Here is a 25,721-nt window from a genome sequence, read left to right on the forward strand (position 1 = left end):
TCGTCATGACCCCTCAACGTTATGCACGTATAAAAGAAATGCTCAACTGTCGTCAGCCCGATCTAACGATTTGCATGGAGCAGGTGCATAAACCTCATAACGTTTCTGCGGTTATCCGCACTGCGGATGCTGTCGGTGTGCATGAGGTTCATGCGATTTGGCCCACCAGCCGGATGAAAACGCTGGTTTCCTCCGCCGCAGGCAGCAATAGCTGGGTGCAGGTGAAAACTCATCGCAATATCGGTGATGCGGTTGGTCACCTGAAGGCTGAAGGCATGCAGGTTTTGGCAACTAATTTGTCTGAACACGCGGTCGATTTTCGGGAAATTGATTACACCCGCCCCACCTGTATTCTGCTCGGGCAAGAAAAAACTGGGATTACTGCCGAAGCGCTCAAACTGGCCGATCGGGATATCATCATTCCGATGACTGGCATGGTACAGTCGCTGAATGTGTCCGTAGCCTCAGCGTTGATCCTGTATGAAGCGCAGCGCCAGCGCCAGATAGCCGGCATGTACCAGCGTGAAGACAGCCCGTTAGATGAAGAAGAGCAGCAGCGCCTGCTTTTCGAAGGGGGCTACCCGGTGCTGGCACGCGTCGCAAAACGTAAAGGGCTGCCTCGTCCTTATATTGACCATCAGGGTCAGATTGTAGCGGATACCCCGTGGTGGGCCGCGATGCAATCATCGGAGTGCTGATGAAAGGCCGCCTGCTGAACACCCAACCGCTGAGTACACTTACTGGCGTGGGTGCAAATCAGGCAGCGAAGCTCGCGCGACTCGGGCTGGAAACCGTGCAGGATCTCCTCCTGCACTTACCTCTACGCTACGAAGACCGCACGCATCTTTACCCGATTGGCGACCTCCTCCCCGGTATGTATGCCACCGTGGAAGGTGAAATCCTACGCAACGACATCACCTTTGGCAGCCGTCGCATGTTGACCTGCCAAATCAGTGACGGCAGCGGCATGCTGACCATGCGTTTCTTCAATTTCAGCGCCGCGATGAAAAACAGCCTCGCACCGGGACAGCGCGTTACCGCTTATGGCGAAATCAAGCGTGGCAAAATCGGCGCGGAGATCATCCATCCTGAATATCGAGTTCAGGGGGATAGTACGCAGGTCGAGTTACAAGAATCGCTCACGCCGGTTTACCCTTCCACAGAGGGCGTTCGTCAGGCCACGCTCCGCAAACTGACCGATCAGGCGCTGGCGTTGCTCGATGCCAACCACATCGATGAGCTGCTGCCTGAATCTCTAAGCCGATCGCTCATTAGTCTGCCCGACGCGCTACGCACCTTACATCGTCCCCCGCCGGATATGCAGCTCAGCGAGCTTGAGCACGGGAAACACCCGGCACAGCAGCGGTTGATTATGGAAGAACTGCTGGCACATAACCTGAGTATGCTCGCCGTGCGAGCGGGGGAACAACGGCATAAAGCCTCGCCGCTACAGGCGCAAGACGGTTTGAAGCAACAGTTGCTCGCTGCACTGCCGTTCAAACCCACGCAGGCGCAAGAACGTGTCGTAGCCGAAATTGAAGCGGATATGGCGAAAGATTTCCCGATGATGCGTTTGGTGCAGGGCGATGTGGGTTCAGGAAAAACGCTGGTCGCCGCACTGGCAGCATTACGCGCCATTGCCAACGGCAAGCAGGTCGCGCTGATGGCACCCACAGAGCTATTGGCCGAACAGCACGCCCATAGTTTCCGTCAGTGGTTTGAACCACTAGGGCTTGACGTCGGCTGGCTGGCTGGCAAACAAAAAGGGAAAGCGCGTCAGGCGCAGCAGGATGCCATCGCCAGCGGTCAGGTTTCCATGGTTGTCGGGACGCACGCTATTTTCCAGCAGCAGGTACAATTCAACGGGCTGGCATTAGTCATCATTGACGAACAGCACCGCTTTGGCGTGCATCAACGCCTTGCGCTGTGGGAAAAAGGCGAAGAACAGGGCTTTCATGCCCATCAATTGATTATGACCGCGACACCGATTCCCCGCACGCTGGCGATGACGGCCTATGCCGATCTGGATACGTCCGTCATTGATGAGCTGCCGCCGGGCAGAACCCCCGTCACCACTGTCGCCATACCCGATTCACGCCGCAGCGACATTATCGAACGCGTGAATAATGCCTGTCAGCAGGAAGGGCGACAGGCCTATTGGGTGTGTACGCTGATCGAAGAATCCGACCTGCTGGAAGCGCAAGCAGCAGAAGCCACCAGCGAAGAGCTGAAGGCTGCCCTGCCGAATCTCAAGGTTGGATTGGTTCACGGCCGCATGAAGGCGCAGGAAAAGCAGGCGGTGATGCAGGCTTTCAAACAGGGCGAACTGCAACTGCTGGTAGCGACCACCGTCATCGAGGTAGGTGTGGATGTACCCAATGCCAGCCTGATGATCATTGAGAACCCAGAGCGTCTGGGATTAGCGCAACTGCACCAATTGCGCGGGCGCGTCGGACGTGGCGCGGTGGCATCTCACTGCGTGCTGCTCTACAAAACACCAATGAGCAAGACAGCACAAAAACGGCTTCAGGTTCTACGCGATAGCAACGATGGCTTTGTTATCGCGCAGCGCGATCTGGAAATTCGCGGGCCGGGAGAATTACTCGGTACGCGCCAGACGGGCAATGCCGAGTTTAAAGTCGCTGACCTCCTGCGCGATCAGGACCTGATTCCACAGGTACAGCGCGTTGCTCGCCACCTGCATGAACACTATCCCGAGCATGCCGTTGCACTCATCGAACGCTGGCTACCAGAACGCGCACGTTACACCAACGCTTGATTGCAACAACGTATTCTTCATTTCTCTTAAAACCTCGCCGCCAACACACATGCACAGTGAAGTATGATGCGTATATCCCTTTAAATAATAAATCCTTGCTTGTCGGACAAAATTCATATCGAAAAGATGAGTTGGCAAACGTTTGCTTTCAGCAAAGAGATCATTAAAATGCGCTCTTTGTCGTTTCAGGAACGCCAACTTACATCATGAATACCACCACGGAAACGTCCCGAACAGAAGCCGCTGCCGCACCTCAGCGCAGTGAACTCATCTATCATCTTGAAGACCGCCCGCCGCTGCCGCAAACGCTGTTCGCCGCCAGTCAGCATTTGCTTGCCATGTTTGTTGCGGTGATTACCCCCGCACTACTGATCTGTCAGGCATTAGGTTTACCCGCAGAGGATACGCAGCGCATCATCAGTATGTCGCTTTTCGCTTCCGGTCTGGCCTCCATTCTACAAATAAAAACCTGGGGTCCTGTCGGCTCTGGTCTGCTGTCTATTCAGGGCACCAGCTTTAACTTCGTGACGCCACTGATTATGGGTGGGCTGGCGCTGAAAAACGGCGGGGCAGATGTTCCCACGATGATGGCTGCACTGTTCGGTACGCTGATGGTCGCTTCCTTCACCGAAATCATTCTTTCACGCTTCCTGCATTTAACCCGCCGCATCATTACCCCGCTGGTTTCCGGCATTGTGGTGATGATCATTGGGCTGTCGCTGATTCAAGTCGGCCTGACTTCCATCGGCGGCGGCTATGCCGCAATGGGTAATAACACCTTCGGCGCCCCCAAGAACTTACTTTTAGCGGGTGTGGTGTTGCTGGTTATTATTCTGCTTAACCGCCAGCGTAACCCTTACCTGCGCGTCGCGTCGCTGGTAATTGCCATGGCGGTGGGTTATCTGGGTGCTTGGTTGATGGGCATGCTGCCGGAAAATGCGCCAGCTCAAAACGACACGGTCATTATGGTGCCCACACCGCTGCATTACGGTCTCGGCTTTGACTGGAATCTGTTGATTCCGCTGATGCTGGTCTTCATGGTGACATCGTTAGAAACCATCGGTGACATCACCGCGACCTCCGACGTTTCAGAGCAGCCGGTCAGAGGCCCGCTGTACATGAAACGCTTAAAAGGCGGCGTGCTGGCAAACGGCTTGAACTCTTGCCTTTCTGCCGTATTCAACACCTTCCCCAACTCTTGCTTCGGCCAGAATAACGGCGTCATCCAGCTTACCGGTGTTGCCAGCCGCTATGTGGGTTTTGTGGTTTCGCTGATGCTGATCGCACTGGGGCTGTTCCCTGCCGTTAGCGGATTTGTGCAGCATATTCCAGAGCCGGTTCTGGGCGGTGCCACTATCGTGATGTTTGGTACGATCGCCGCTTCTGGTGTGCGCATTGTGTCCCGTGAGCCGCTGAATCGTCGTGCGATCATGATTATTGCACTGTCGCTGGCTGTAGGTCTTGGCGTATCGCAGCAGCCGCTGATTCTGCAGTTCGCACCGGATTGGATTAAAACATTACTGTCCTCCGGTATCGCCGCTGGCGGGATTACGGCAATCGTGCTGAATATTGTCTTCCCACACGAAAAAAAATAGCGCCAGCCCGCAATAATTTCAGTTCAGTTCATGTAAAAGCGAGCGGGGATGCAACACCGCTCGCTTTTTACTGTCTGTAACAGCATTACCTATTGAGCCTTCAGGGAAATTGCGGCATAAGAACAGTTCTCCCTGACGATTGGCATGGACTGACACGATGAAATTTATCGGGAAATTATTGCTGACCCTACTACTGCTGGCCTTTTTAGCGCTGGTAGTCGTATACGTATTACTACAAACCAGTTGGGCGGCAGGCTGGATAAGTAATTGGGTAAACCAGAATACTGGCTACCAGTTGTCACTGGGCAAAATTAATCATGACTGGTCAACAGCCGATCATATCCAACTCACTGATGTCAGTTTTGGCCAGAAAAATCAGCCACCGACACTCACTGCAAAGCAGATTTCAGCCGGGTTTAGTACCCGTCAAATTACCGATCCGCGCCACTTCGCCAGTCTCGGACTGGAAGGCGGTACGCTAAACCTTTCCTCACAGGCCGCCACACTCCCTATCGAAGCCGATGTACTACAGCTGCGTACAATGGCACTGCAGGCAAAGGACGGCGATTGGCGTCTGAATGGTCAACAAATTAACGGCGGCATGATACCGTGGCAGCCTGAGGCAGGTTATCTGCTGGGCAAACAGGGACAGTTCCAGCTCAGCGCCCGCTCACTCGAACTCAACGATATTCCCGCCAGTCAGGTATTGGTTCAGGGCGAAATCAACCACAATCAGCTGATTCTGAGCAATTTCGGCGCGGATGTCGCTCAGGGGCAGCTAACGGGCAATGCCAGCCGCGCAGAAGACGGCAGTTGGCAGATCGGTAACCTGCGACTCAGCAATGTCCGTTTGCAAACGCAGAGAACGCCGGAGGCCTTCTGGCAGCCCGTTACCGAACTGCCTTCTGTGACCGTTGACCGCTTTGATCTGATTGATGCCCGTATTGAAGGGCCGGGATGGGCGTTTATCGACCTTGATGTTGCCCTACAAAATGTCACGTTTAAGCAGAATGACTGGCAGAGCGAGGGTGGAACGCTGTCATTCAATGCGACTGACATTGTGAACGGCAACATGCACCTTATCGACCCTATCGTGAATCTGGACTTGTCACCGGCGGGCGTTAACATCAAGCAGTTTTCTACGCGCTGGGAAGGCGGTTTACTGCGAACCAACGGCAGTTGGCAGCGTAGTCACCACCGTTTAGCGCTGAATGAATTTGTTGTCGCAGGGATGGAATACACGCTCCCCAGCGACTGGCGTCAGCGGTGGCAAACGCCCCTGCCATCATGGCTGGCAGAAGTGAGTGTGCGAAAATTCACGGCGAACCGCAATCTGCTGATTGATATCAATCCGGATTTTCCCTTCCAGCTAACCGCATTAGATGGCTACGGCAGCAATTTGCTACTGGCTCGCAACCACCAGTGGGGAATGTGGACAGGATCGTTGAATCTTAATGCCAGCGATGCGACGTTTAATAAAGTCGATGTCCGCCGTCCTTCAATGGCACTGGTAGCCGACGATAATCAGATCGCCATTAACGAACTCAGCGCGTTTACGCAAAATGGCATGCTGGATGCCAAGGCAACGATCAACCAGCAACCGGCACGCAATTTTTCTCTGTCACTGACAGGACGCGCCGTCCCGCTGGATGTTCTGACGCGTTGGGGATGGCCAGAACCCGCAACCGCACCGACGGGCAATACAAATCTGCAATTGCAACTGAGTGGACAGCTTGCCGCTGATACGCCACTGAAACCGACGCTAAGCGGTACGCTACAAGGTGTGGATAGCAATGATCATCCCATCAGACAGCAAATGCATCAGGGCACTGTGACAGAAACGCCGTAATTATTACGTTTTCAAAATTATACGTTTTCAAAATACGGTTTTTTTAATAAGCGTTTTCAAAACATCCGCAACGTTGTTGCGTGCTGAAACAGCATCATAAACCCCGTGAAAATCACGGGGTACGACTTGTTTCGAGGGTGCTGCCAGAGATTGTGAAGCGTGATGTACTGATGAAAAGACCGTCATAATACTCAGCGGCAGGCTAATCTACTTCTGACCCGCCTTCTTCCAGTGGCGCATCCGGTTGAACAGGCAGCACGATGTAAACCCCTTCGAACAACGCCCCTTTATTGTCATCACCAAAGAGCTCAACATTAAGCTGCACACGCGCTTTGCGCCCACGCGCGAGGCGATCCAGATCGCCACTCAGCGACCCTAAATCAGCAATAGCACTTGGTCTGCCACTGACTGGCGCACTGTAACGAATATGCGCATCCGCCAGAATAATCGTGCCACCGAGGTGCCGTTCACGTAGCAACAGCCAGATTAATCCCCACCCCGTGAGCGTAGCGAGAGAAAACATGCTGCCGGCAAAAAGCGTATGGTGCGGGTTCTGGTTGCCTGTTTCAGGCATGGTGGTAATAAACTGCTTTCCGGTGTACTGGCTTATCCGCACGCCCATTTTTTCACTCAGGGGAATATGCTCGTACCACGCCTGCTGCAACTGTCCACACCAGTCAGGACGATGCAAAATGTCATCCAGCGTCGCCACCGGTTTAATCATCAGAAAGTGCCGCACAGGTGTGGTTTGTGGCGCAGTGATCTCCCCCTGGTTAACAAAACCCAGTTTGGAGAAGAAATCTATTGCGTCTTCACGGGCGCTACAGACCACACGCTTGGCGCCTTCCTGACGCGCGACTGACTCCAGAGTAATCGCCAGCAGCGTGCCTAACCCTTTCCCTCGGACGTCAGGATGAACGGCGACAAAACGGATTGCCGCTTCATTATCTGCATTGATAGAAAGACGCCCAATTGCGACCAGCCTTCCCTGTTCATCCACCACAGTTTGGTGATGTGCCAAAGCATCGTAAGCATCACGTTCAGAACCCAGTGGCTGGCGTAGAGGTTTACGCAGCATTTCCCAGCGAAATTGATAGTACGCCTCCAGTTCTTCCGCGCTTTCAGGTACTCTCAAATGATACATAACCCTTCCTCTATACCGAGATGCCTCATGGCATCGGGGTTCATAAGACCAAACTGTTGAAGCAAATTTATACGCGAAGCAGCAACGGCGATAGCACGCCATAAGACAATGGCGCTACAAACCTATGACATTACAACCCCAGACGTCACAACCCTACGTCTGTAGCCAGAACGTCACTGGGCCATCATTCACTAATGCCACTTTCATATCCGCTGCAAACTGCCCTGTTTCCGTGTGAACGCCTTGCTCACGACACTGTCCGACAAAATATTGGTAGAGACGATCGGCCTCTGAAGGATGCGCCCCGCGAGAAAACCCAGGCCGCATGCCACGCTGCGTATCAGCCACCAGCGTAAACTGCGAAACCACCAGCACATTGCCGCCAGCCTGACGAACATTGAGATTCATTTTCCCGTCATCGTCACCGAATATGCGGTAACCCAACACACGCTCGCAGAGTCGCGTGGCTTTTTGTTCGTCATCGCCCTGCTCAACGCCCAGCAGGATCAGTAAACCTTTATCGATTTCCCCAACTACACTGCCTTCTACCGTAACGCTGGCGCTGGATACTCGCTGAATTAGCGCAATCATAAAACCCGACTACTCCTGATGTCATCATTCCCAATAGGGGCGATGTCCGCCCCTGCGATATAAATTATGCTTTAGCCGTCGTCGCCTGCATGGCGAAAAAATCCGGTACCACCTGACGATCGGTCACCAGAATGCTGTGAATGCCCAGGCTTTGTGCCGCATCGACGTTCGCAGCATTATCGTCAAAAAAGACGGCTTGCGCAGGCGTCACGCCTTCTTGCGTCAAGACGTATTGATAAATCGCCTGTTCCGGTTTACGTAATCCAATGTCTTGCGACAGGTAGAGCTTGTCGGCCGCCGTCTCCACTTCAGGGAATAGTGCAGGCCAATGTGCACAATGAAGGCGATTGGTGTTCGACAAAATCACCACACGGTGCCCTTGCTGACGCAGGCGCCGCATGATGCCGATAACCTCGGGACGCAGCGCGACAAAAATGGCCTGCCAGCCAGCGGTGAATTGTTCGAAGCTCAGAGCGATGCCCATTTCCTGGCACAGTCTGGTGGCAAATTCCTCGTCGCTGATCTCCCCCCGCTCATGCTGTTCAAACGCGTCGCCCATGACAAAACGCTCTTGCAACGTCGCGAGCGGCGCGCTGCTCAGATTACTCCAGACACCCAATACCCTATTGAAATCAATATCTATGACGACATTGCCTAAATCAAAGATATACAGCATGGCAGTGACCTCCTGACGTAATCGTGGGATTTTCACTGTAGCGGGAAATGGCGAAACTGAACAGGGAGGAAATATAAAGGAAAAATTAAAATGGAAGAAAGCGCATAAAATTCAGGGCACCCGAAGGTGCCCTGTTGCGTAACAAGCCAAATCCGTCTGAAATTAGACGTCTTTGCTGCCGCGGCTAGCGCGTTTACGATCGTTTTCGGTCAGGTGACGCTTACGAATACGGATAGACTGCGGCGTAACTTCAACCAGTTCGTCGTCATCAATGAATTCCAACGCTTGTTCCAGAGACATTTTGATCGCCGGAACCAGTGTAGTGGCCTCATCGGTACCCGATGCACGCATGTTGGTCAGTTTCTTACCAGTCAGACAGTTTACTGTCAGATCGTTAGAACGTGAGTGAATACCGATGATCTGGCCTTCATACACTTCTGCACCGTGTCCGAGGAACAGCTTACCGCGATCCTGCAGGCTGAACAGCGCAAACGCGACAGCTTTACCCTGACCGTTAGAGATCAGTACGCCGTTCTGACGCTGGCCGATTTCACCCGGACGCACGTCATCGTAGTGGCTGAACGTGGAGTACAGCAGGCCTGTACCAGAGGTCATGGTCATGAATTCGGTACGGAAACCGATCAGACCGCGAGCAGGGATCAGGTAATCCAGACGGATACGACCCTTGCCATCTGGGATCATGTCTTTCACATCACCTTTACGCTCACCCATGGCTTGCATGACTGAACCCTGGTGCTGTTCTTCGATGTCCAGCGTCACGTTTTCAAACGGCTCTTGGTTACGGCCGTCGATAACGCGGTTGATAACTTTCGGACGTGATACGGCCAGTTCAAAGCCTTCACGACGCATGTTTTCGATCAGAACTGACAGGTGCAGCTCACCACGACCAGAAACGCGGAATGCATCAGCATCTTCGGTTTCGTCAACACGCAGGGCAACGTTGTGTACCAGCTCTTTGTTCAGACGCTCCAGAATCTGGCGCGACGTAACATACTTACCTTCTTTACCGCAGAATGGTGAAGTATTGACGTTGAAGAACATGGTAACGGTAGGTTCATCGACGCTCAGTGCTGGCAGCGCTTCGACATTCTGCGGATCGCAGATGGTGTCGGAAATGTTCAGCTCGCCCAGACCGGTGATCGCGATGATATCGCCTGCTTCCGCTTCAGTCGCGTCGATACGCTCCAGACCCAGGTGAGTCAGAACTTTACCGACTTTGCCGTTACGGGTTTTGCCTTCGCTATCAACAATAGTCACTTGTTGGTTAGGCTTAACTTTACCGCGCTTGATACGGCCGATACCGATAACGCCAACATAGTTGTTGTAGTCCAGTTGAGAGATCTGCATCTGGAACGGCGCATCCATCTCAACCTGAGGTGGAGAAACGTGATCGACAATCGCCTGATACAGCGGAGTCATATCTTCCGCCATGTCGGTATGGTCGAGACCCGCGATACCATTCAGCGCAGAAGCATAAATGATCGGGAAATCCAATTGCTCGTCAGTCGCATCCAGGTTCACGAACAGGTCGAATACCTGATCGACAACCCAGTCAGGACGCGCACCAGGACGGTCAACTTTGTTGATAACCACAATCGGTTTCAGACCATTGGCAAATGCTTTTTTGGTCACGAAACGCGTTTGCGGCATCGGGCCATCCATCGCATCAACAACCAGCAGTACCGAGTCAACCATCGACATTACACGCTCAACCTCGCCGCCGAAGTCGGCGTGTCCCGGGGTATCCACGATGTTAATACGGTAGTCTTTCCAATTAATGGCGGTATTTTTTGCGAGGATGGTAATTCCACGCTCTTTCTCCAAATCGTTGGAGTCCATTACACGCTCGGTTGCTTCGACACGTTCACCGAACGTTCCGGATTGTTGCAACAGCTTGTCAACCAGGGTGGTTTTCCCATGGTCAACGTGCGCAATAATGGCGATGTTACGCAAATTTTCGATCACAGCTTTGCCTCAGGCATTTAGAAATAGCGCGCTATTGTACACGTATTAATCGAGGGACTAAACAAGATCACAAGCATCTATGATAAACAACCTAGAGCTGCCTGCTTTGTGATCCCTTTCACGGTGCAAAAGCGCTACAAGCGAACACAAATGCACTAAATAAGTGCAATAATTCACATATGGAGCACCATTTTGGTGCTTTAGACTATAATGGTGCAGTGGATTTCCGTGAGAAAGCCCCACGGAGCAACACATTGCACACATTTAAAAAGTTGGCACACTTTTAGCTTTAGTCTACTCACGGCAACAACATCAATCCACAACGATATTCGTTCCACGACGATAAATGACCAATCGGGAGAACCAAGTATGTCCGCAGAACATGTTTTGACGATGCTGAATGAGCACGAAGTGAAGTTTGTTGATTTACGCTTCACTGATACTAAAGGTAAAGAGCAGCACGTCACCATTCCGGCTCATCAAGTCAATGCCGACTTCTTCGAAGAAGGTAAAATGTTTGATGGTTCCTCGATTGGCGGCTGGAAAGGTATTAACGAGTCAGACATGGTTCTGATGCCTGATGCCAGCACCGCAATGATCGACCCGTTCTTCGAAGATTCTACACTGATCATTCGTTGTGACATCCTCGAGCCAGGCACGATGCAAGGTTATGACCGCGACCCGCGTTCTATCGCGAAACGTGCGGAAGATTTCCTGCGTTCTTCCGGCATTGCCGATACCGTCCTGTTCGGGCCTGAGCCAGAATTTTTCCTGTTTGATGACATCCGTTTCGGCAGCAGCACGTCCGGTTCCCACGTTGCTATCGACGATGTCGAAGCTTACTGGAACTCCGGTAAAGCCTACGAAGGCGGTAACAAAGGTCACCGTCCAGGTCTGAAAGGCGGCTACTTCCCAGTTCCACCAGTCGATTCATCACAGGACATCCGTTCTGCTATGTGTCTGACCATGGAGCAAATGGGTCTGGTTGTTGAAGCTCACCACCACGAAGTGGCTACCGCTGGTCAGAACGAAGTGGCTACCCGCTTCAACACCATGACCAAAAAAGCTGACGAAATTCAGATCTACAAATATGTCGTGCACAACGTGGCTCACGCCTACGGTAAAACCGCGACCTTCATGCCAAAACCAATGTTCGGTGATAACGGTTCTGGTATGCACTGTCACATGTCTCTGTCTAAAGACGGTACTAACCTGTTCGCTGGCGACAAATACGGCGGCCTGTCTGAAATGGCGCTGTTCTACATCGGCGGTGTTATCAAGCATGCTAAAGCCATCAACGCCTTGGCAAACCCAACGACCAACTCTTACAAGCGTCTGGTCCCAGGCTACGAAGCCCCAGTTATGCTGGCTTACTCTGCCCGTAACCGTTCTGCTTCAATCCGTATCCCAGTGGTTGCGAGCCCGAAAGCACGTCGTATCGAAGCGCGCTTCCCAGATCCAGCCGCTAACCCGTACCTGTGCTTCGCTGCACTGCTGATGGCTGGCCTCGACGGCATCATCAACAAAATCCACCCTGGCGATGCTATGGACAAAAACCTGTACGACCTGCCGCCGGAAGAAGAAGCAGAGATTCCAAAAGTTGCAGGTTCTCTGGACGAGGCCCTGGCTGCACTGAACGAAGACCGCGAGTTCCTGACCCGTGGTGGCGTGTTCACCGACGACGCTATCGAAGCGTATATCGAACTGCGTAAATCTGAGATTGACCGCGTTCGCATGACGCCGCACCCAGTTGAGTTCGAACTGTACTACAGCGTTTAATAACTAAGCGTCTAGTAACTACAGCGTCTAATCTCTACCTCGGCGTGGTTGGGTGTGCTGATACCCGACCATGACCGATAAACAACAGAATACTAATAATTTTGTTTTTGTTGCCGTGGAAACGCTTCAGCCCATCTTCGGATGGGCTTTTTTCACCATCGGCATTGGCCGTTGCGACGTAACATCCATCATTCACACTACAATGCACCACGACGGTGCGGGAGTCTGCGTTATGGCAACAGGCACGCTGCCCGATGCTGGGCAGATCCTAAATTCTCTGATAAACAGCATCTTATTGCTGGATAACGATCTAGCGATTCACTATTCCAACCCGGCAGCACAGCAATTACTGGCACAAAGCTCGCGTAAATTATCCGGCACACCGCTGCCCGATTTGCTGGGATACTTTTCTCTGAATATCGATTTACTGCGTGAAAGTCTGGATTCAGGGCAAGGTTTTACGGATAACGAAGTCACCCTCGTTGTGGATGGTAAAGCGCACATCATGTCGCTCACCGCTCAGCGGGTACAAAACGATTTTATCCTACTGGAAATGGCACCGATGGATAACCAGCGCCGCCTCAGTCAGGAGCAGCTTCAACATGCACAACAGCAGGCCGCCCGTGATTTGGTCCGGGGTCTGGCGCATGAAATAAAAAATCCGCTTGGCGGATTGCGGGGTGCCGCGCAGTTGCTTGCTAAAGCACTGCCCGACCCAGCATTGACGGAATATACCAAGGTCATCATTGAACAGGCGGATCGCCTGCGCAATCTGGTTGATCGCCTTCTGGGGCCACAGCAGCCCGGCCTGCACGTCACCCAAAGCATCCATCAGGTCGCTGAACGCGTTTGTCAGCTTGTCTCTCTGGAAAAGCCAGATAACGTGACGCTGGTGAAAGACTATGACCCTAGCCTGCCAGAGCTGACGCACGACCCCGATCAGATTGAACAGGTACTGCTGAATATTACCCGCAACGCGCTACAGGCGCTGGGCGAGGAAGGCGGGACGATTACGATACGTACCCGCACGGCTTTTCAGCTTACGTTACACGGTGTGCGCTATCGTCTCGCCGCGCGTATTGACGTGGAAGATGACGGCCCCGGCGTACCTGCTCAACTACAGGACACACTGTTTTACCCGATGGTGAGCGGACGCGAAGGGGGCACGGGTTTGGGGCTTTCCATCGCCCGCAGTCTTATCGACCAACACTCCGGTAAAATTGAATTTAACAGTTGGCCAGGACACACCGAATTTTCGGTTTACTTGCCCATTCGCCAGTGAGGTTCACAATGCAACGAGGGATAGTCTGGATTGTCGATGACGATAGCTCCATCCGTTGGGTGCTTGAGCGCGCGCTTGCTGGTGCGGGTTTAACCTGCGCAACGTTTGAGAACGGAAATCAGGTACTGCATGCGCTGGCGACACAAACGCCCGACGTTCTGCTGTCCGACATCCGTATGCCAGGGATGGATGGATTAGCGCTCTTACAGCAAATCAAACAGCGCCACCCAATGCTCCCGGTCATCATTATGACGGCACACTCCGATCTGGATGCCGCCGTCAGCGCTTATCAACAGGGTGCGTTCGACTATTTGCCGAAACCGTTCGATATTGATGAAGCCGTTGCGCTGGTTGAGCGCGCGATCAGCCATTATCTGGAACAGCAGCAGCCGGTACGTAACCAGCCGATGAATGGCCCAACGACGGACATTATCGGCGAAGCCCCCGCGATGCAGGATGTCTTTCGCATCATCGGTCGCCTGTCTCGCTCGTCGATCAGCGTGCTGATTAATGGCGAATCGGGGACGGGTAAAGAGTTGGTAGCGCACGCATTGCATCGCCATAGCCCACGAACCAAAGCCCCTTTTATCGCGCTGAATATGGCGGCCATTCCCAAGGATCTGATCGAATCAGAACTGTTCGGCCATGAAAAAGGCGCGTTTACAGGCGCAAACCAGATTCGTCAGGGCCGCTTTGAGCAAGCCGATGGCGGTACGCTATTTCTGGATGAAATCGGCGATATGCCGTTAGACGTACAAACACGTCTGTTGCGCGTATTGGCAGACGGACAGTTTTACCGCGTTGGCGGCTATGCCGCAGTAAAAGTGGATGTTCGTATTATCGCGGCAACGCACCAAAATCTTGAACAACGCGTGCAAGAAGGCAAGTTCCGTGAGGATTTGTTCCACCGCCTGAATGTGATCCGCGTCCATCTGCCGCCGCTGCGCGAACGCCGAGAAGATATCCCTCGTCTGGTGCGCTATTTCTTACAGGCCACCGCCAAAGAACTGGGCGTTGAGCCGAAGAATCTGCACCCAGAAGCGGAAACGGCGCTAACCCGTTTACCGTGGCCCGGCAACGTGCGTCAATTGGAAAATACCTGCCGCTGGTTGACGGTCATGGCCGCGGGTCAGGAAGTGCTGATCCAGGATCTGCCGCCTGAACTGTTCGAGACCACCGCGCCTGATTCCACCGTGCATATTCTGCCTGACAGTTGGGCCACACTGTTGGCACAATGGGCCGATCGCGCACTGCGTTCCGGTCATCAAAACCTGTTGTCAGAGGCACAGCCAGAAATGGAAAGGACGTTGCTGACGACGGCCCTGCGACATACGCAGGGGCATAAACAGGAAGCGGCAAGATTGTTGGGATGGGGCAGAAATACCCTGACGCGTAAATTAAAAGAGCTGGGAATGGAGTAGCAAGATTGCTTTTTTATTGCTCAATTGTTAACAAACAAACTGGTGATAAAAAATACAATCTGGCGCACGAAATTGTCATTAATTTGTCCTTTACTTGCCTCGAGTCAGCAGTATGATCGTGTCGCTGATTCGGGAGGAACACCATGCTGGATTCACTGATTTCTGCGGCAACGCTTTCCGTTACAACACACGGCGCTGAAATTGGCTCTGCGGCAAGCCATTCGCCGCAGGCTGCTATTGCCGCCGTTTTGTGTGCCGCACTGATTAACTTCTTTAGTTAATCATCGAAAAATTAGAGAACAGTCAGTCGGTAATAATATCGACTGGCTGTTTTTTTTGGCTAAATCACGCGGGAAAATTGCTGTGTTCTGAGCTTGCTACGTAGATAAACGTCAAAGCACATACAGATATTGCGGATCAGCAAACGTCCTTTCGGCGTCACCACCAGCCCATCTTCCTGACTATCCACCAGCCCATCGGCCACCAGCGGAGCAAGCAGTGCTAAATCCTGCTCAAAGTAGGTTTTAAAATCGATAGCATATTCCGCCTCAATGGGCGCATAGCTGAGCTGGAAATTACAAATGAGCGTCTTAATCACATCGCGGCGGAGGCAATCATCACGCGTCAGCTGTAACCCACGCCACAAGCCATTCCCTTGGTCTTTGACCTGCGCATAATACTGCTTCAGCTCTTTCTGGTTCTGAGCATAGCTATCACCGATCATACTAATCGCCGAAACGCCCATCCCAAGCAGATCGCTATCGCCCTGCGTCGTATAGCCCTGGAAATTGCGATGCAGTTTCCCTTCTCGCTGCGCCACCGCCAGCTCATCGTCCGGGCGAGCAAAGTGATCCATACCGATAAACTGATAGCCCGATTGCGTCAGCGACCCAATCGTCTGTTGCAGAATATCCAGCTTTTGCTCCGCGCTCGGTAAATCCGCTTCTTTAATCTTGCGCTGCGCGGCGAACAGGCTGGGTAAATGCGCATAGTTAAAGACGCTAAGCCGATGTGGGCTTAATTCCGCAACGCGCTGTAGCGTAAAGGCGAAGCTTTCCGGCGTTTGTTTCGGCAAGCCGTAAATCAAATCGATATTGGTTGAAGTGAAACCCAGCGCCTTTGCCCGCTCAATAAGGGCAAAAATAAAGTCTTCATCCTGCTCACGATTGACCAGCTTCTGAACGTCTTTATTAAAATCCTGCACGCCCATGCTCAGGCGGTTAAACCCTTCGGCACGCAGATGATCGAGGACATCCAGCTCAATTTCTCGCGGATCGACTTCAAGCGACAGCTCAGCCTGATCGGAAAAAGAGAACTGCTCGCGCAGCAGCGACATCAGTCGGCTGATTTGTACTTTATTTAGATAGGTTGGTGTACCGCCACCCCAATGCAATTGCGTCACCGTTCGCCCAACGAACAGCGGCGCACGCTGGCGGATTTCCAGCTCCAGCACATCAAGGTATTCATCCGCTTTATGCTGCTGACGCGTAACCAGCTTATTACAGCCGCAGAAATAGCACAGCCGATGGCAAAAAGGGATATGGATATACAACGACAGCGGTCGCTGCGGATAACGGGCAATGGCCTGCTGAAACGCCGGCTCATCGTAAGCTTCACTGAATTCTAACGCTGTGGGATAAGACGTATAACGCGGCCCAGAATAGTTATATTTTTGAATCAGGGCCAGATCCCAGTCAACGGACGGTATCGACATATTCGCTCACTCCTTCCAGTTTTTACTCGGTGGGTTATCCTTCCCCTCCTTCAGACCACCAAAATGGCGTTCAAAAGCGTTTCCTACGTTTTGCTACTCGTCTCATCCCTGAGACTCGCCCTAAGGGCCGTCACGTTGTGACGTTCAAAAACGCTCCCGGCGTTTTTGTCTTGGGCGTAGGCGTCGCACCTGATTCATGCGCCCGTTAAACAGGGCGCGGTGCAACCGATGCTTACGCTTCGACAATAGCCATAGTTTACTGAACAGACAGAGCAGATAAAACGCAACCAGCAATATCAGGAACAGAAACAGCCATTTCATTGATTAGAACGTGTCTTTCGGGTTATTACGTTTCAAAAGCTGCAACATATCTTCCTGCGGCTCTTCTTCGTCATCATCACCCAGCTCAATTCCAAGCTCTTCCATCAGGATGTCGATACGATCCAGCGTTTCATCAACCCATGACTGATCTTTAGCGCTTAGCGTCTCGCCGCTATCCAAACGATCCAACAAAGCATCCAGGCGCGCATCGTTTTCTAACATTTCCAGCTCTTCTTCAGGCGACATTGTCGGCTTCGCAGCAACGACTTTCTCCACTGGTTCAGAAGGCTTCGATTTAGGCTTCGGCTTAGCCACAGCGCTCTCTAACACGCCAAGCTGTACCGGCTTTTTGCTGCCGATACGCGGATCGGCAACGTTACGCTGACCAGAACGCTGATCGTTGGACGCTTTTTCCTGAGTCCGGCTGCCCGACGCGTTGCCACGATGCTTTTTATCTTTTTTCCGCTCGCGCGCTTCACGCTCCAGCTCTTCGCGGGTCTTTCTTTTTACTTTGGGTTTCCCTGCCTTGTCGGCAGCCCCTTTGACAGGTCGGTTCATAAGATTGTTCTCAGGTACACAGATATAAGGGAAGTGCGGCGGAATCTAGCAGAAAGCCCGCGAATAAAAAAGCGTCCACATCAGACAGCTGAGCTTTTCTTTTCGCATCAGTCTGCTGCATTTCACCACAGATAAAGCCGCCTTTATTGTCAGTTACAGGTATAATCCCCAACCAGACAGAGATCCAGATAGAGATAACCATCGTGACCCAGCAATATAACTACCACATGACGCGTTTTATCATCAGCGCCCCGGATATTCGCCATCTGGCAACAGATAGCGGTATTGAAGTGGCCTTTGCTGGGCGCTCTAATGCCGGAAAATCCAGCGCACTGAACACGCTGACCAACCAGAAAAACCTGGCACGAACCAGTAAAACGCCAGGCCGTACTCAGTTGATTAACCTGTTTCAGGTGGTAGACGGCGTGCGTTTGGTCGACCTTCCCGGCTATGGCTATGCCGAAGTGCCGGAGCAAATGAAGATCAAATGGCAACGTGCGCTCGGTGAATACCTGCAAAAGCGTAACAGCCTTAAGGGTCTGGTTGTGCTGATGGATATTCGCCATCCACTGAAAGATCTCGATCAGCAAATGATTCAGTGGGCTGTTGATGTCCAGCTTCCAGTCTTAGTGCTGCTGACCAAAGCCGATAAGCTGGCTTCAGGCGCGCGTAAGACACAGTTGAACATGGTTCGCGAGGCAGTCTTACCATTTATGGGTGATATTCAGGTCGAAGCATTTTCGTCACTGAAAAAGCTCGGCGTCGATAAACTACGGCAGAAATTGGATAACTGGTTCAGCACGTTGGAACACGCTGAAGAAGAACAAGAAGCAGAGTAATCCTTTCGCGTGGTGCAGAGTATCATCACTCGCATCACGCCCCCTACTTTCCCGCAATGATCACCCACCAGAAACGTTATTTTCACACGCGTAACCGTGTTGACATGTTGCTGTCTGCTACACGGCTACCGGCGTTTTGAGGGTAAAAATCCTGGATAAAGCCCATAAAAAACGCCCCGCTCAAAACTGAACGGGGCGGCTAATATTCAGCCAAATCCGATTACGTGAAGTAAAAGGTCTGAAAGATAGAACATCTTACCTCTGTACCCTACGTCTTTAACTCTACCCTATTTTTTCACGGGAACAAAGGCTTTTTTGTTGTTTACTTTCATAGAAAATGGTTATCGATTACACAAAGTTAAACCAGGTCACACAATACTGTTATTTAATTACAGAAATAGCGCAAAAATCGGCCATTAATGTGCTTCATCCCAGTTCATGCCCGTACCGATGTCTACCTGTAAGGGAACATTCAATTGCATACAACCTTCCATTAATGCTTTGATTTTATTAATGGATTCTTCAATAACCGAATCATGAATCTCGAACACCAATTCATCGTGAACCTGCATGATCATCTTCACCTTCGGCGTGTCTTTCTGTAACCAATCGTCAATCGCGATCATTGCTTTCTTAATAATATCAGCAGCGGTGCCCTGCATTGGGGCGTTAATCGCCGCACGTTCTGCGCCTTTACGCGCCATCGCATTACGAGAATGGATATCAGGCAGATAGAGACGGCGACCGTCAAGCGTGGACACATAGCCATGCTCTGCGGCCTGTTGGCGCGTACGCTCCATGTAATCCTGCACACCTGGGTAACGCTCAAAATACAGGTTCATGTATTTCTGCGATTCGCTACGGGGAATATTCAACTGACGCGACAGACCAAATGCGCTCATGCCGTAGATCAGACCAAAGTTGATCGCTTTCGCACTACGACGCTGTTCCGATGTCACCTTATCCAGTGCGATGCCAAACACTTCTGACGCCGTTGCTCGGTGGATATCCAACCCGTTCGCAAACGCGTTCAACAACCCTTTATCACCCGATAGGTGCGCCATGATACGCAGTTCGATTTGCGAGTAGTCCGCCGCAACAATGCTGTAGCCCTTCGGTGCAATGAATGCCTGACGAATACGGCGCCCTTCGTCATTACGCACTGGGATATTTTGCAGGTTCGGATCGCTGGAGGACAAGCGCCCGGTCGCGGTAACAGCCTGATGATAAGACGTATGAACACGCTTCGTCGCCGGATTGATCATCAGCGGCAGCTTATCGGTGTAAGTAGATTTCAGCTTGGCCAACCCACGATATTCCAAGATCAACTTCGGCAGAGGGTAATCCAGCGCCAGTTCGGCCAGCACTTCCTCATTGGTTGACGGTGCGCCTTTTGGCGTTTTCTTCAGAATCGGCAGCTTTTGTTTTTCATACAGAATACCCTGTAGCTGCTTGGTCGATGAGAGATTGAACTCTTCGCCCGCCAGCTCATAGGCTTGTGTTTCCAGCTCTGCCAGACGGATTGTGAGCTCTTTTGAGTGTTCCGCGAGAATAACAGGATCGATCAGCACGCCTGTACGCTCAATGCGGGATAAAACCGGCACCAGCGGCATATCAATAGTCTGGAAAACCTGGCACAGATCGGCATGCGGCTGGAGTTTTCCCCAGAGCTTTTGATGCAGATGCAGCGTAACGTCTGCATCCTCGGCCGCATAAAGCCCAGCCTGTTCCAGCGCAATCTGATTAAACGTCAGCTGATTTTTTCCCTTACCCGCGATCTCTTCAAAGGTAATGGTTTTGTGGCTCAGATAGCGTTCGGCCAGGCTATCCATATCGTGGCGGCCCGCCACGCTGTCGAGCACATAAGATTCCAGCATGGTATCAAACGCGATGCCGCGTAAATCGATGTCATACCGCTGCATCACGCCTTTATCAAATTTGAGATTCTGACCAATCTTCAGCAGCTTCTCATCTTCCAGCAGCGGTTTGAACAAGGCCAACACCTTGGTGCGATCCAACTGATCCGGCGCATCCAGATAGTCATGCGCCAACGGCAAATAAGCGGCTTCACCCGGCTTAATGGCGAATGACAACCCAATCAGATTAGCGGTGAGTGTATCCAGCCCGTCGGTTTCCGTATCAAAAGCGAAAACCCCAGCCTGTTTTATACGCTCAATCCAATCCAACAGCGTTTTCTCATCAAGAATCGTGACATAACCGTCGGCAGAAAGCGTCGATGCCTCGATATTGCCATCAACATCACTAGAGTTGACAGCAGTCACCTTTGGCAGATTTATCGCCGGTGATACCGTATTGCAATACGGATTACTGTGGTTGACTGCAGCCGTCTTTGGCAAACTTATCGCCGGTGACACCGTGTTGCAATACGGATTACTGTGGTTAATGGCACTCTTATGCGATGCTGTTGTTGTTGGTTGAACAGGCTGGCTGCTCTTTTTACCCTGCATCCAGGTGCCTGATTCAATATCTAATAACCAGCGTTTAAATTCATAACGGGCAAAGAGACGATGTAGCTCATCTACATCCAGCTCGTTAACGGTGAGCTGATCGCAGCTAAGCTCCAGCTCGACATCCGTTTTAATGGTGGCCAGCTGATAAGAGAGGTAGGCCACGTCTTTGTGCTGCTCCAGCTTCGGCGCCATGGTTTTCGCACCACGGAAGGAAAGCCCAGCAATTTTATCAAGATTGGCATAGAGCGAATCCAGCCCGCCGAGCCCTTGCAATAGCGCTTGGGCCGTTTTTTCACCCACGCCAGGTACTCCGGGAATGTTATCTGATGCATCCCCCATCAGCGCGAGGAAATCGATAATCAGCTCAGGAGGAATACCGTACTTATCACACACTTCCTGTGGGCCAAGAATCGAGTTATTCATGGTATTAATGAGCGTCACGCTCGGCGTCACCAGCTGCGCCATATCTTTATCGCCGGTACTAATCAGCACCGACTTACCCGCTTTTTCCGCCTGAACGGCGAGCGTACCAATCACATCGTCCGCTTCTACGCCGGAAACCGCCAGAAGCGGCAGCCCCATTGCTTTCACCATCTTATGCAGAGGCTCTATTTGCTCGCGTAGATCCTCCGGCATCGGTGGGCGGTGAGCCTTATAATTTTCGAACAGTTCATCGCGAAACGTTTTCCCTTTCGCATCAAAAACGACGGCAACGTGGCTGGGCTGATATTGCAACAACAAACTGCGTAGCATATTCAGTACACCATACATTGCACCGGTGGCTTCTCCCGCGCTGTTTGTTAACGGTGGGAAAGCGTGATAAGCACGATACAAATAGGATGAACCGTCTACCAGTATTAAAGGATTTTCTGCAATCTGAGCCATAGCCTGCCATGATCGTTGTGGTCTGTCATAGCGCTAAGCATGCCATAGGTCAGGGAAAGAGACGATCCTTAACGTGAGATATTGGCTGATTTTGCATGGATCCTCGCAAGATCTTCCTGTGGATAACTTTGTGAATAGTTTTATCCGCTTAATTGCTGATTTCCCCTATTATCTTAAGTTATTTTTTTATATCCATTAATTTCATGAAGTTATAATATAACCTGTTTATTTTTAAGGCGTGATAAACCGTCATCCAATTTGTGGATATAAACAAACAGATAAATAGATATTGCGAGATAATGAGATATAAAAGATAAGAAGATGAACTGCGGGAAGGTATAAAGTCATGCGGTTTTACCCGCATGACTTATTAAATAATTACTTCTTAGCAATGAGGAACTTCACCACGTCAGCGTACTGTTTTACATACCCATCCATTGAACTGGTATCAAGACCATCATTCTTGATCATATATTTACCGTTAACGAACATGGCTGGAACACCGCGTAATTGTAAATCGGCGGCCGCTTTTTCCTGCTGGGCAACCAGAGATTTCACAACAAAGCTATTCAGTGCACCATCAAACTCTTCCGCACTCACGCCGGCTTTCACAAAGACTTCGCGAATATCTTCCGGTTTTTGTACAGTCTGTGTTTTCTGAACCGCATCAAACATCAGCGGGGTAATTTTATCTTCAACGCCCAGCGCCATAGCAACAGCCCATGCCTGCGTCAGGTTTTTACCCAATGGGCCCAAGAAGTCCACGTGATAACGTGTCATCTTCGTCCCCTCTGGCAACGCTTTTTTTACTGCATCTGGAACGTGGTAAACCTGTTCAAATTGATAGCAGTGCGGGCAATAGAATGAGAAGAACTCAAGAACCTGAGGCTCTTGGGTTGCAGGTTTATCTAATTCTACATATTGCTTGCCGTCAGAAAACTCTGCAGCAGAAGCACTAAATGCCAGAACAACGCCAATCAGCGCAAGCCATAATTTTTTCATAAATGTCACTCTCTCCATTTAATTTCAGTACATTGGCATTAGCTGTAGAGGAGGTTCCTGCAACAGCTGAGTTTGCCCAATAAATATTGCCGTTTGCTTCAACCAGAAATCAGCATCCGTCATCCAGGGGAAATTTTTCGGAAAAGCGGGGTCTTCCCAGCGACGGGCAACCCAAGCTAAATAATAAACCTGTCGCATCGCGCGAAGAGGCTCAATCAGCGAGAGCTCTTTCTCCTGAAATTCCGCAAATTCGCTATAGGCTTCTAACAAGATATCCAGTTGAATACGTTGTTCACGACGGTCACCGTGCAACAGCATCCATAAATCCTGTATTGCCGGGCCATTACGGGCATCATCCAAATCCACAAATAGCGGGCCATCACGCCACAAAATATTGCCTGGATGACAATCCCCATGCAGACGCAGTGGTCGCCAGTCGTTATGCCAATAAGTTTCAACTGTATCAATCAGTTGACGGGTCGCTTGTAAAAAATCATGTCGATGTATTTTCGGTATTAGCGGACATGTCTCCAACAACCGATAAGATTCATGCAGGTATTCATTTACCCCGATCGTAGGACGCTCGGTGAATAACGATTTCTGCCCCGTCTGGTGAATCCGGCCGAGAAAACGACCGACCCACTCTAGCTGGTCTTCATTATCCATTTCATACTGCCGCCCACCCACGCTGGGGAATACAGCAAAATGAAACCCTTCATAGACGTTCAACGTTTGCCCATTAAGCGAGACGGGCGCGACAACAGGGACTTCATCTTCTGCCAATTGCTGGGCAAAAGTATGCTCTTCCTGAATCTGTGCTGCGCTCCACCGTTCCGGGCGATAAAATTTCACCACAAATCGTTTACGATCTTCATCCGCAAACTGATACACCCGGTTCTCATAACTGTTTAATGCCGTCAAACCAGAATCAACGCGCAGCCCAACATCCAGCAAGGCATCCACGATCAGATCTGGGAATAGCGTCTGAAAATTAAATATCGAACTATTCATCACGGCCACAAATGGTTAGAGGCGACGTAAGAGATATGCGTGCAGTAGTTAGCATCATGAACGTGTTATTCCTTTCCACTAGTCTTTAATAACTCCCCGGGCACGAAGCAAAGCTGTCTTAAAATCTTCTTCGTAGTCCTTCTTCAAACCGGGGATGACTTGTTCTTTATCTGCATCACGCATTTTTAGATGGTAAATAAGGATATCATCAGTCAGTTCATTTAACTGCCCCTCGAACCCCGCCTCCTGTGCAAGGTTTTGTAAAAATTGCACCAGATTTAAATCGGGCTCTTTTTGCCAGGCTGGGTGCAACAGTTCAATCAACTCATTAACGCGATGACATTTCATTTTTTTCTCCTTAAAAACGATTTGTACTCAATAAATTTCAATATGCAGGAAGCGACTTGAGCAATATTGAGTATATAGCGATCAAAATAACAGCCTTGCTCACATGAGGAAAGAACTTGGTCTTCTGCGAAAGTTTTCAGAGAATAGCGTATGGTTTAGCCACACGAACTTTCGGTAGGGGAAAGTGGGTATCGATAATTGGAAAGTGAAATGATTACAGGCGTTATACTCGCAGGCGGGCGTGCAACGCGCATGGGCGGGCACGATAAGGGTCTGATAGCACTGAACGGTGAGCCGCTATATCTGCATGTTCTGTCTCGGCTTAAAGCACAGGTCAATGAAGTCATGATCAGCGCTAATCGCAATCAGGCTGTGTATGCACAAAGTGGCTGCCGCATTATTAGTGACTTTGATACAAGCTTTCCAGGCCCGCTGGCGGGTATTCTGAGCGGATTACATGCCTCTCCATCCGAATGGGTTGTATTCGTCCCTTGCGATGTCCCTGTGCTCCCTTGCGATCTGGTAAACCGCTTGTGGCAAGCACGTGGGGAATCCAATGCGGCTTATGCCACTGATGGAGAACGGCCACATCCCACATTACTCTTAATCAATAAAAACCTTATTGAATCACTAGAGACCTATCTGCATCTCGGAAACCGTAAGCTGATGCTATTTATGGAACAGGTTGGAGCAAACGCTGTTTCATTTAGCGATCAGTCTCAAGCTTTTCGCAATATGAATTCGCCTGAAGATTTATCCAATTGGGAGGAGCAACACCGTGAATCCTAATTGTGTCCCCTTGCTCGCTATTGTTGCTTATAGCGGTACAGGTAAAACGACATTACTTAAACACGTCATCCCACTGCTGACGCATCATGGTGTTCGAGTCGGGCTTATTAAACATACACATCATCAGATGGATATTGATACGCCAGGTAAAGATAGCTATGAGCTCCGTAAGGCAGGCGCAGCACAGACGATTGTCGCCAGCAGCCAAAGGTGGGCGCTGATGACGGAGACGCCTGATCAGGAAGAACCCAATATTTACGATCTAGCAGGGAAAATGGATGCATCAGCTCTCGATCTAGTGCTGGTTGAGGGGTTCAAACACGAGAAGATCGCTAAAATAGCCTTGTTTCGCCAATCGTTGGGTAGAGAATTAAGTGATTTGATCGATGAATATGTCATTGCGATTGCAGCAGATACAGAGATAGACACCCGACTTCCTGTGCTCGATATCAATCAACCAGAACAGGTTGCTGCTTTTATCCGAAAATGGCTCAAAAATAACAGTCTGTAGTGCGGAATAGACTACCGCTCACACTGAACCATTGGGTAATGTCTAGTAGGATGTCGATTTTCGCCCCCATATCTCTTGGCGGTCAGGTTATCTATCTGATACACCGCAATAGATCCACAACGGTGAGCAAATCGTTGCAAATAACCTCCCAAATTTCCCATAGCAAAAAG

At 51.0% G+C, this 25,721-nt stretch carries 23 protein-coding genes; 11 read left to right on the top strand and 12 right to left on the bottom strand.

Features of this window, described 5'->3' with window-relative positions; all coding sequences use genetic code 11:
* Window positions 1-5: 5 nt before the first annotated feature.
* The 4 genes from trmH to H0248_RS01580 all read left to right on the top strand — a co-directional run bounded on the left by trmH (window position 6) and on the right by H0248_RS01580 (window position 6,223).
* Entirely contained in the window at window positions 6-698 is a 693-nt protein-coding gene (gene trmH, locus H0248_RS01565; protein ID WP_095993239.1) for a tRNA (guanosine(18)-2'-O)-methyltransferase TrmH, read from the top strand.
* Window positions 698-2,779, top strand: a complete 2,082-nt coding sequence (gene recG, locus H0248_RS01570) for an ATP-dependent DNA helicase RecG (protein WP_180784417.1) — start codon at window positions 698-700, stop codon at window positions 2,777-2,779. Before trmH ends, recG begins: the two co-directional genes overlap by 1 nt.
* Window positions 2,780-2,985: 206 nt before the next feature.
* Window positions 2,986-4,374 (top strand): nucleobase:cation symporter-2 family protein, encoded by a 1,389-nt coding sequence (locus H0248_RS01575; RefSeq protein ID WP_180784418.1) that lies wholly within the window; start codon window positions 2,986-2,988, stop codon window positions 4,372-4,374.
* Window positions 4,375-4,531: 157 nt separating this feature from the next.
* Window positions 4,532-6,223, top strand: coding sequence for an AsmA family protein (locus tag H0248_RS01580; protein WP_180784419.1), 1,692 nt, complete (start codon window positions 4,532-4,534; stop codon window positions 6,221-6,223).
* Between the two features lie 202 nt (window positions 6,224-6,425).
* Here H0248_RS01580 and fabY read toward each other — a convergent pair whose 3' ends face one another.
* The 4 genes from fabY to typA form a co-directional block, all read right to left on the bottom strand.
* Window positions 6,426-7,367, bottom strand: a complete 942-nt coding sequence (fabY, locus tag H0248_RS01585; RefSeq protein ID WP_180784420.1) for a fatty acid biosynthesis protein FabY — start codon at window positions 7,365-7,367, stop codon at window positions 6,426-6,428.
* A 153-nt stretch (window positions 7,368-7,520) separates the two neighbouring features.
* Window positions 7,521-7,958: a D-aminoacyl-tRNA deacylase gene (gene dtd / locus H0248_RS01590; RefSeq protein WP_010281657.1), complete on the bottom strand. Its 438-nt coding sequence runs from the start codon at window positions 7,956-7,958 to the stop codon at window positions 7,521-7,523.
* 64 nt (window positions 7,959-8,022) lie between these two features.
* The gene (yihX, locus tag H0248_RS01595; protein WP_180784421.1) at window positions 8,023-8,634 is read right to left on the bottom strand and encodes a glucose-1-phosphatase; all 612 of its coding nucleotides are present in this window, start codon (window positions 8,632-8,634) and stop codon (window positions 8,023-8,025) included.
* Window positions 8,635-8,796: 162 nt separating this feature from the next.
* Entirely contained in the window at window positions 8,797-10,620 is a 1,824-nt protein-coding gene (typA, locus tag H0248_RS01600) for a ribosome-dependent GTPase TypA (RefSeq protein WP_010298147.1), read from the bottom strand.
* Window positions 10,621-10,989: 369 nt separating this feature from the next.
* Here typA and glnA point away from each other — a divergent pair, with 369 nt between their 5' ends.
* The 4 genes from glnA (at window position 10,990) to H0248_RS01620 (ending at window position 15,383) form a co-directional block, all read left to right on the top strand.
* Window positions 10,990-12,399, top strand: coding sequence for a glutamate--ammonia ligase (gene glnA, locus H0248_RS01605; protein WP_014913638.1), 1,410 nt, complete (start codon window positions 10,990-10,992; stop codon window positions 12,397-12,399).
* Between the two features lie 232 nt (window positions 12,400-12,631).
* Window positions 12,632-13,681 carry a nitrogen regulation protein NR(II) gene (glnL, locus tag H0248_RS01610; protein ID WP_005968247.1) on the top strand — a complete coding sequence of 350 codons (1,050 nt, stop codon included), beginning with the start codon at window positions 12,632-12,634 and terminating at the stop codon, window positions 13,679-13,681.
* An 8-nt stretch (window positions 13,682-13,689) separates the two neighbouring features.
* The gene (gene glnG, locus H0248_RS01615) at window positions 13,690-15,102 is read left to right on the top strand and encodes a nitrogen regulation protein NR(I) (RefSeq protein ID WP_110163182.1); all 1,413 of its coding nucleotides are present in this window, start codon (window positions 13,690-13,692) and stop codon (window positions 15,100-15,102) included.
* 143 nt (window positions 15,103-15,245) lie between these two features.
* Window positions 15,246-15,383 (top strand): YshB family small membrane protein, encoded by a 138-nt coding sequence (locus tag H0248_RS01620; protein WP_180784422.1) that lies wholly within the window; start codon window positions 15,246-15,248, stop codon window positions 15,381-15,383.
* 59 nt (window positions 15,384-15,442) lie between these two features.
* Here H0248_RS01620 and hemN read toward each other — a convergent pair whose 3' ends face one another.
* The 3 genes from hemN to yihI form a co-directional block, all read right to left on the bottom strand.
* Window positions 15,443-16,816: an oxygen-independent coproporphyrinogen III oxidase gene (gene hemN, locus H0248_RS01625; RefSeq protein WP_180784423.1), complete on the bottom strand. Its 1,374-nt coding sequence runs from the start codon at window positions 16,814-16,816 to the stop codon at window positions 15,443-15,445.
* Window positions 16,817-16,960: 144 nt separating this feature from the next.
* Window positions 16,961-17,137, bottom strand: coding sequence for a hypothetical protein (locus H0248_RS01630; RefSeq protein WP_164669126.1), 177 nt, complete (start codon window positions 17,135-17,137; stop codon window positions 16,961-16,963).
* A gap of 3 nt (window positions 17,138-17,140) precedes the next feature.
* On the bottom strand, window positions 17,141-17,695 hold the full coding sequence (gene yihI, locus H0248_RS01635; RefSeq protein ID WP_180784424.1) for a Der GTPase-activating protein YihI: 555 nt from the start codon (window positions 17,693-17,695) through the stop codon (window positions 17,141-17,143).
* Between the two features lie 203 nt (window positions 17,696-17,898).
* Here yihI and yihA point away from each other — a divergent pair, with 203 nt between their 5' ends.
* Entirely contained in the window at window positions 17,899-18,534 is a 636-nt protein-coding gene (gene yihA / locus H0248_RS01640) for a ribosome biogenesis GTP-binding protein YihA/YsxC (protein WP_029367904.1), read from the top strand.
* Between the two features lie 206 nt (window positions 18,535-18,740).
* On the opposite strand, the gene H0248_RS22590 is transcribed toward yihA, so the two are convergent.
* The 5 genes from H0248_RS22590 to H0248_RS01660 form a co-directional block, all read right to left on the bottom strand.
* Window positions 18,741-18,788 carry a spot 42 RNA, inhibition of DNA synthesis gene (locus H0248_RS22590; protein WP_071892919.1) on the bottom strand — a complete coding sequence of 16 codons (48 nt, stop codon included), beginning with the start codon at window positions 18,786-18,788 and terminating at the stop codon, window positions 18,741-18,743.
* A 162-nt stretch (window positions 18,789-18,950) separates the two neighbouring features.
* Window positions 18,951-21,890 carry a DNA polymerase I gene (gene polA, locus H0248_RS01645; protein ID WP_180784425.1) on the bottom strand — a complete coding sequence of 980 codons (2,940 nt, stop codon included), beginning with the start codon at window positions 21,888-21,890 and terminating at the stop codon, window positions 18,951-18,953.
* A gap of 378 nt (window positions 21,891-22,268) precedes the next feature.
* Entirely contained in the window at window positions 22,269-22,892 is a 624-nt protein-coding gene (gene dsbA, locus H0248_RS01650) for a thiol:disulfide interchange protein DsbA (RefSeq protein ID WP_039275505.1), read from the bottom strand.
* A 24-nt stretch (window positions 22,893-22,916) separates the two neighbouring features.
* Window positions 22,917-23,903 carry a serine/threonine protein kinase gene (locus H0248_RS01655; RefSeq protein WP_180784426.1) on the bottom strand — a complete coding sequence of 329 codons (987 nt, stop codon included), beginning with the start codon at window positions 23,901-23,903 and terminating at the stop codon, window positions 22,917-22,919.
* A 78-nt stretch (window positions 23,904-23,981) separates the two neighbouring features.
* A complete protein-coding gene (locus H0248_RS01660; protein ID WP_005968263.1) occupies window positions 23,982-24,251 on the bottom strand; it encodes a YihD family protein in 270 nt (89 codons plus the stop codon).
* A 210-nt stretch (window positions 24,252-24,461) separates the two neighbouring features.
* Between H0248_RS01660 and mobA the strand changes: the two genes are divergently transcribed.
* Together mobA and mobB are read left to right on the top strand one after the other, a co-directional pair.
* Complete coding sequence (mobA, locus tag H0248_RS01665; RefSeq protein WP_180784427.1) at window positions 24,462-25,040, top strand: molybdenum cofactor guanylyltransferase MobA; 579 nt, start codon at window positions 24,462-24,464, stop codon at window positions 25,038-25,040.
* The gene (mobB, locus tag H0248_RS01670; protein WP_180784428.1) at window positions 25,030-25,551 is read left to right on the top strand and encodes a molybdopterin-guanine dinucleotide biosynthesis protein MobB; all 522 of its coding nucleotides are present in this window, start codon (window positions 25,030-25,032) and stop codon (window positions 25,549-25,551) included. Before mobA ends, mobB begins: the two co-directional genes overlap by 11 nt.
* The last annotated feature ends 170 nt before the right edge of the window (window positions 25,552-25,721 follow it).

It is taken from the genome of Pectobacterium brasiliense, from assembly GCF_013449685.1.
GTDB classification, from domain to species: Bacteria; Pseudomonadota; Gammaproteobacteria; order Enterobacterales; family Enterobacteriaceae; genus Pectobacterium; species Pectobacterium brasiliense_A.

Excerpts from the sequence above, each read along its gene's own strand:
- polA (WP_180784425.1), bottom strand. The coding sequence starts at position 21,890 with ATGGCTCAGATTGCAGAAAATCCTTTAATACTGGTAGACGGTTCATCC.
- dsbA (WP_039275505.1), bottom strand. The coding sequence starts at position 22,892 with ATGAAAAAATTATGGCTTGCGCTGATTGGCGTTGTTCTGGCATTTAGT.
- yihI (WP_180784424.1), bottom strand. The coding sequence starts at position 17,695 with ATGAACCGACCTGTCAAAGGGGCTGCCGACAAGGCAGGGAAACCCAAA.
- H0248_RS01660 (WP_005968263.1), bottom strand. The coding sequence starts at position 24,251 with ATGAAATGTCATCGCGTTAATGAGTTGATTGAACTGTTGCACCCAGCC.
- H0248_RS01630 (WP_164669126.1), bottom strand. The coding sequence starts at position 17,137 with ATGAAATGGCTGTTTCTGTTCCTGATATTGCTGGTTGCGTTTTATCTG.
- recG (WP_180784417.1), top strand. The coding sequence starts at position 698 with ATGAAAGGCCGCCTGCTGAACACCCAACCGCTGAGTACACTTACTGGC.
- glnG (WP_110163182.1), top strand. The coding sequence starts at position 13,690 with ATGCAACGAGGGATAGTCTGGATTGTCGATGACGATAGCTCCATCCGT.
- trmH (WP_095993239.1), top strand. The coding sequence starts at position 6 with ATGACCCCTCAACGTTATGCACGTATAAAAGAAATGCTCAACTGTCGT.
- yihX (WP_180784421.1), bottom strand. The coding sequence starts at position 8,634 with ATGCTGTATATCTTTGATTTAGGCAATGTCGTCATAGATATTGATTTC.
- H0248_RS01575 (WP_180784418.1), top strand. The coding sequence starts at position 2,986 with ATGAATACCACCACGGAAACGTCCCGAACAGAAGCCGCTGCCGCACCT.
- H0248_RS01580 (WP_180784419.1), top strand. The coding sequence starts at position 4,532 with ATGAAATTTATCGGGAAATTATTGCTGACCCTACTACTGCTGGCCTTT.
- mobA (WP_180784427.1), top strand. The coding sequence starts at position 24,462 with ATGATTACAGGCGTTATACTCGCAGGCGGGCGTGCAACGCGCATGGGC.
- hemN (WP_180784423.1), bottom strand. The coding sequence starts at position 16,816 with ATGTCGATACCGTCCGTTGACTGGGATCTGGCCCTGATTCAAAAATAT.
- glnL (WP_005968247.1), top strand. The coding sequence starts at position 12,632 with ATGGCAACAGGCACGCTGCCCGATGCTGGGCAGATCCTAAATTCTCTG.
- fabY (WP_180784420.1), bottom strand. The coding sequence starts at position 7,367 with ATGTATCATTTGAGAGTACCTGAAAGCGCGGAAGAACTGGAGGCGTAC.
- H0248_RS01620 (WP_180784422.1), top strand. The coding sequence starts at position 15,246 with ATGCTGGATTCACTGATTTCTGCGGCAACGCTTTCCGTTACAACACAC.
- H0248_RS01655 (WP_180784426.1), bottom strand. The coding sequence starts at position 23,903 with ATGAATAGTTCGATATTTAATTTTCAGACGCTATTCCCAGATCTGATC.
- dtd (WP_010281657.1), bottom strand. The coding sequence starts at position 7,958 with ATGATTGCGCTAATTCAGCGAGTATCCAGCGCCAGCGTTACGGTAGAA.
- glnA (WP_014913638.1), top strand. The coding sequence starts at position 10,990 with ATGTCCGCAGAACATGTTTTGACGATGCTGAATGAGCACGAAGTGAAG.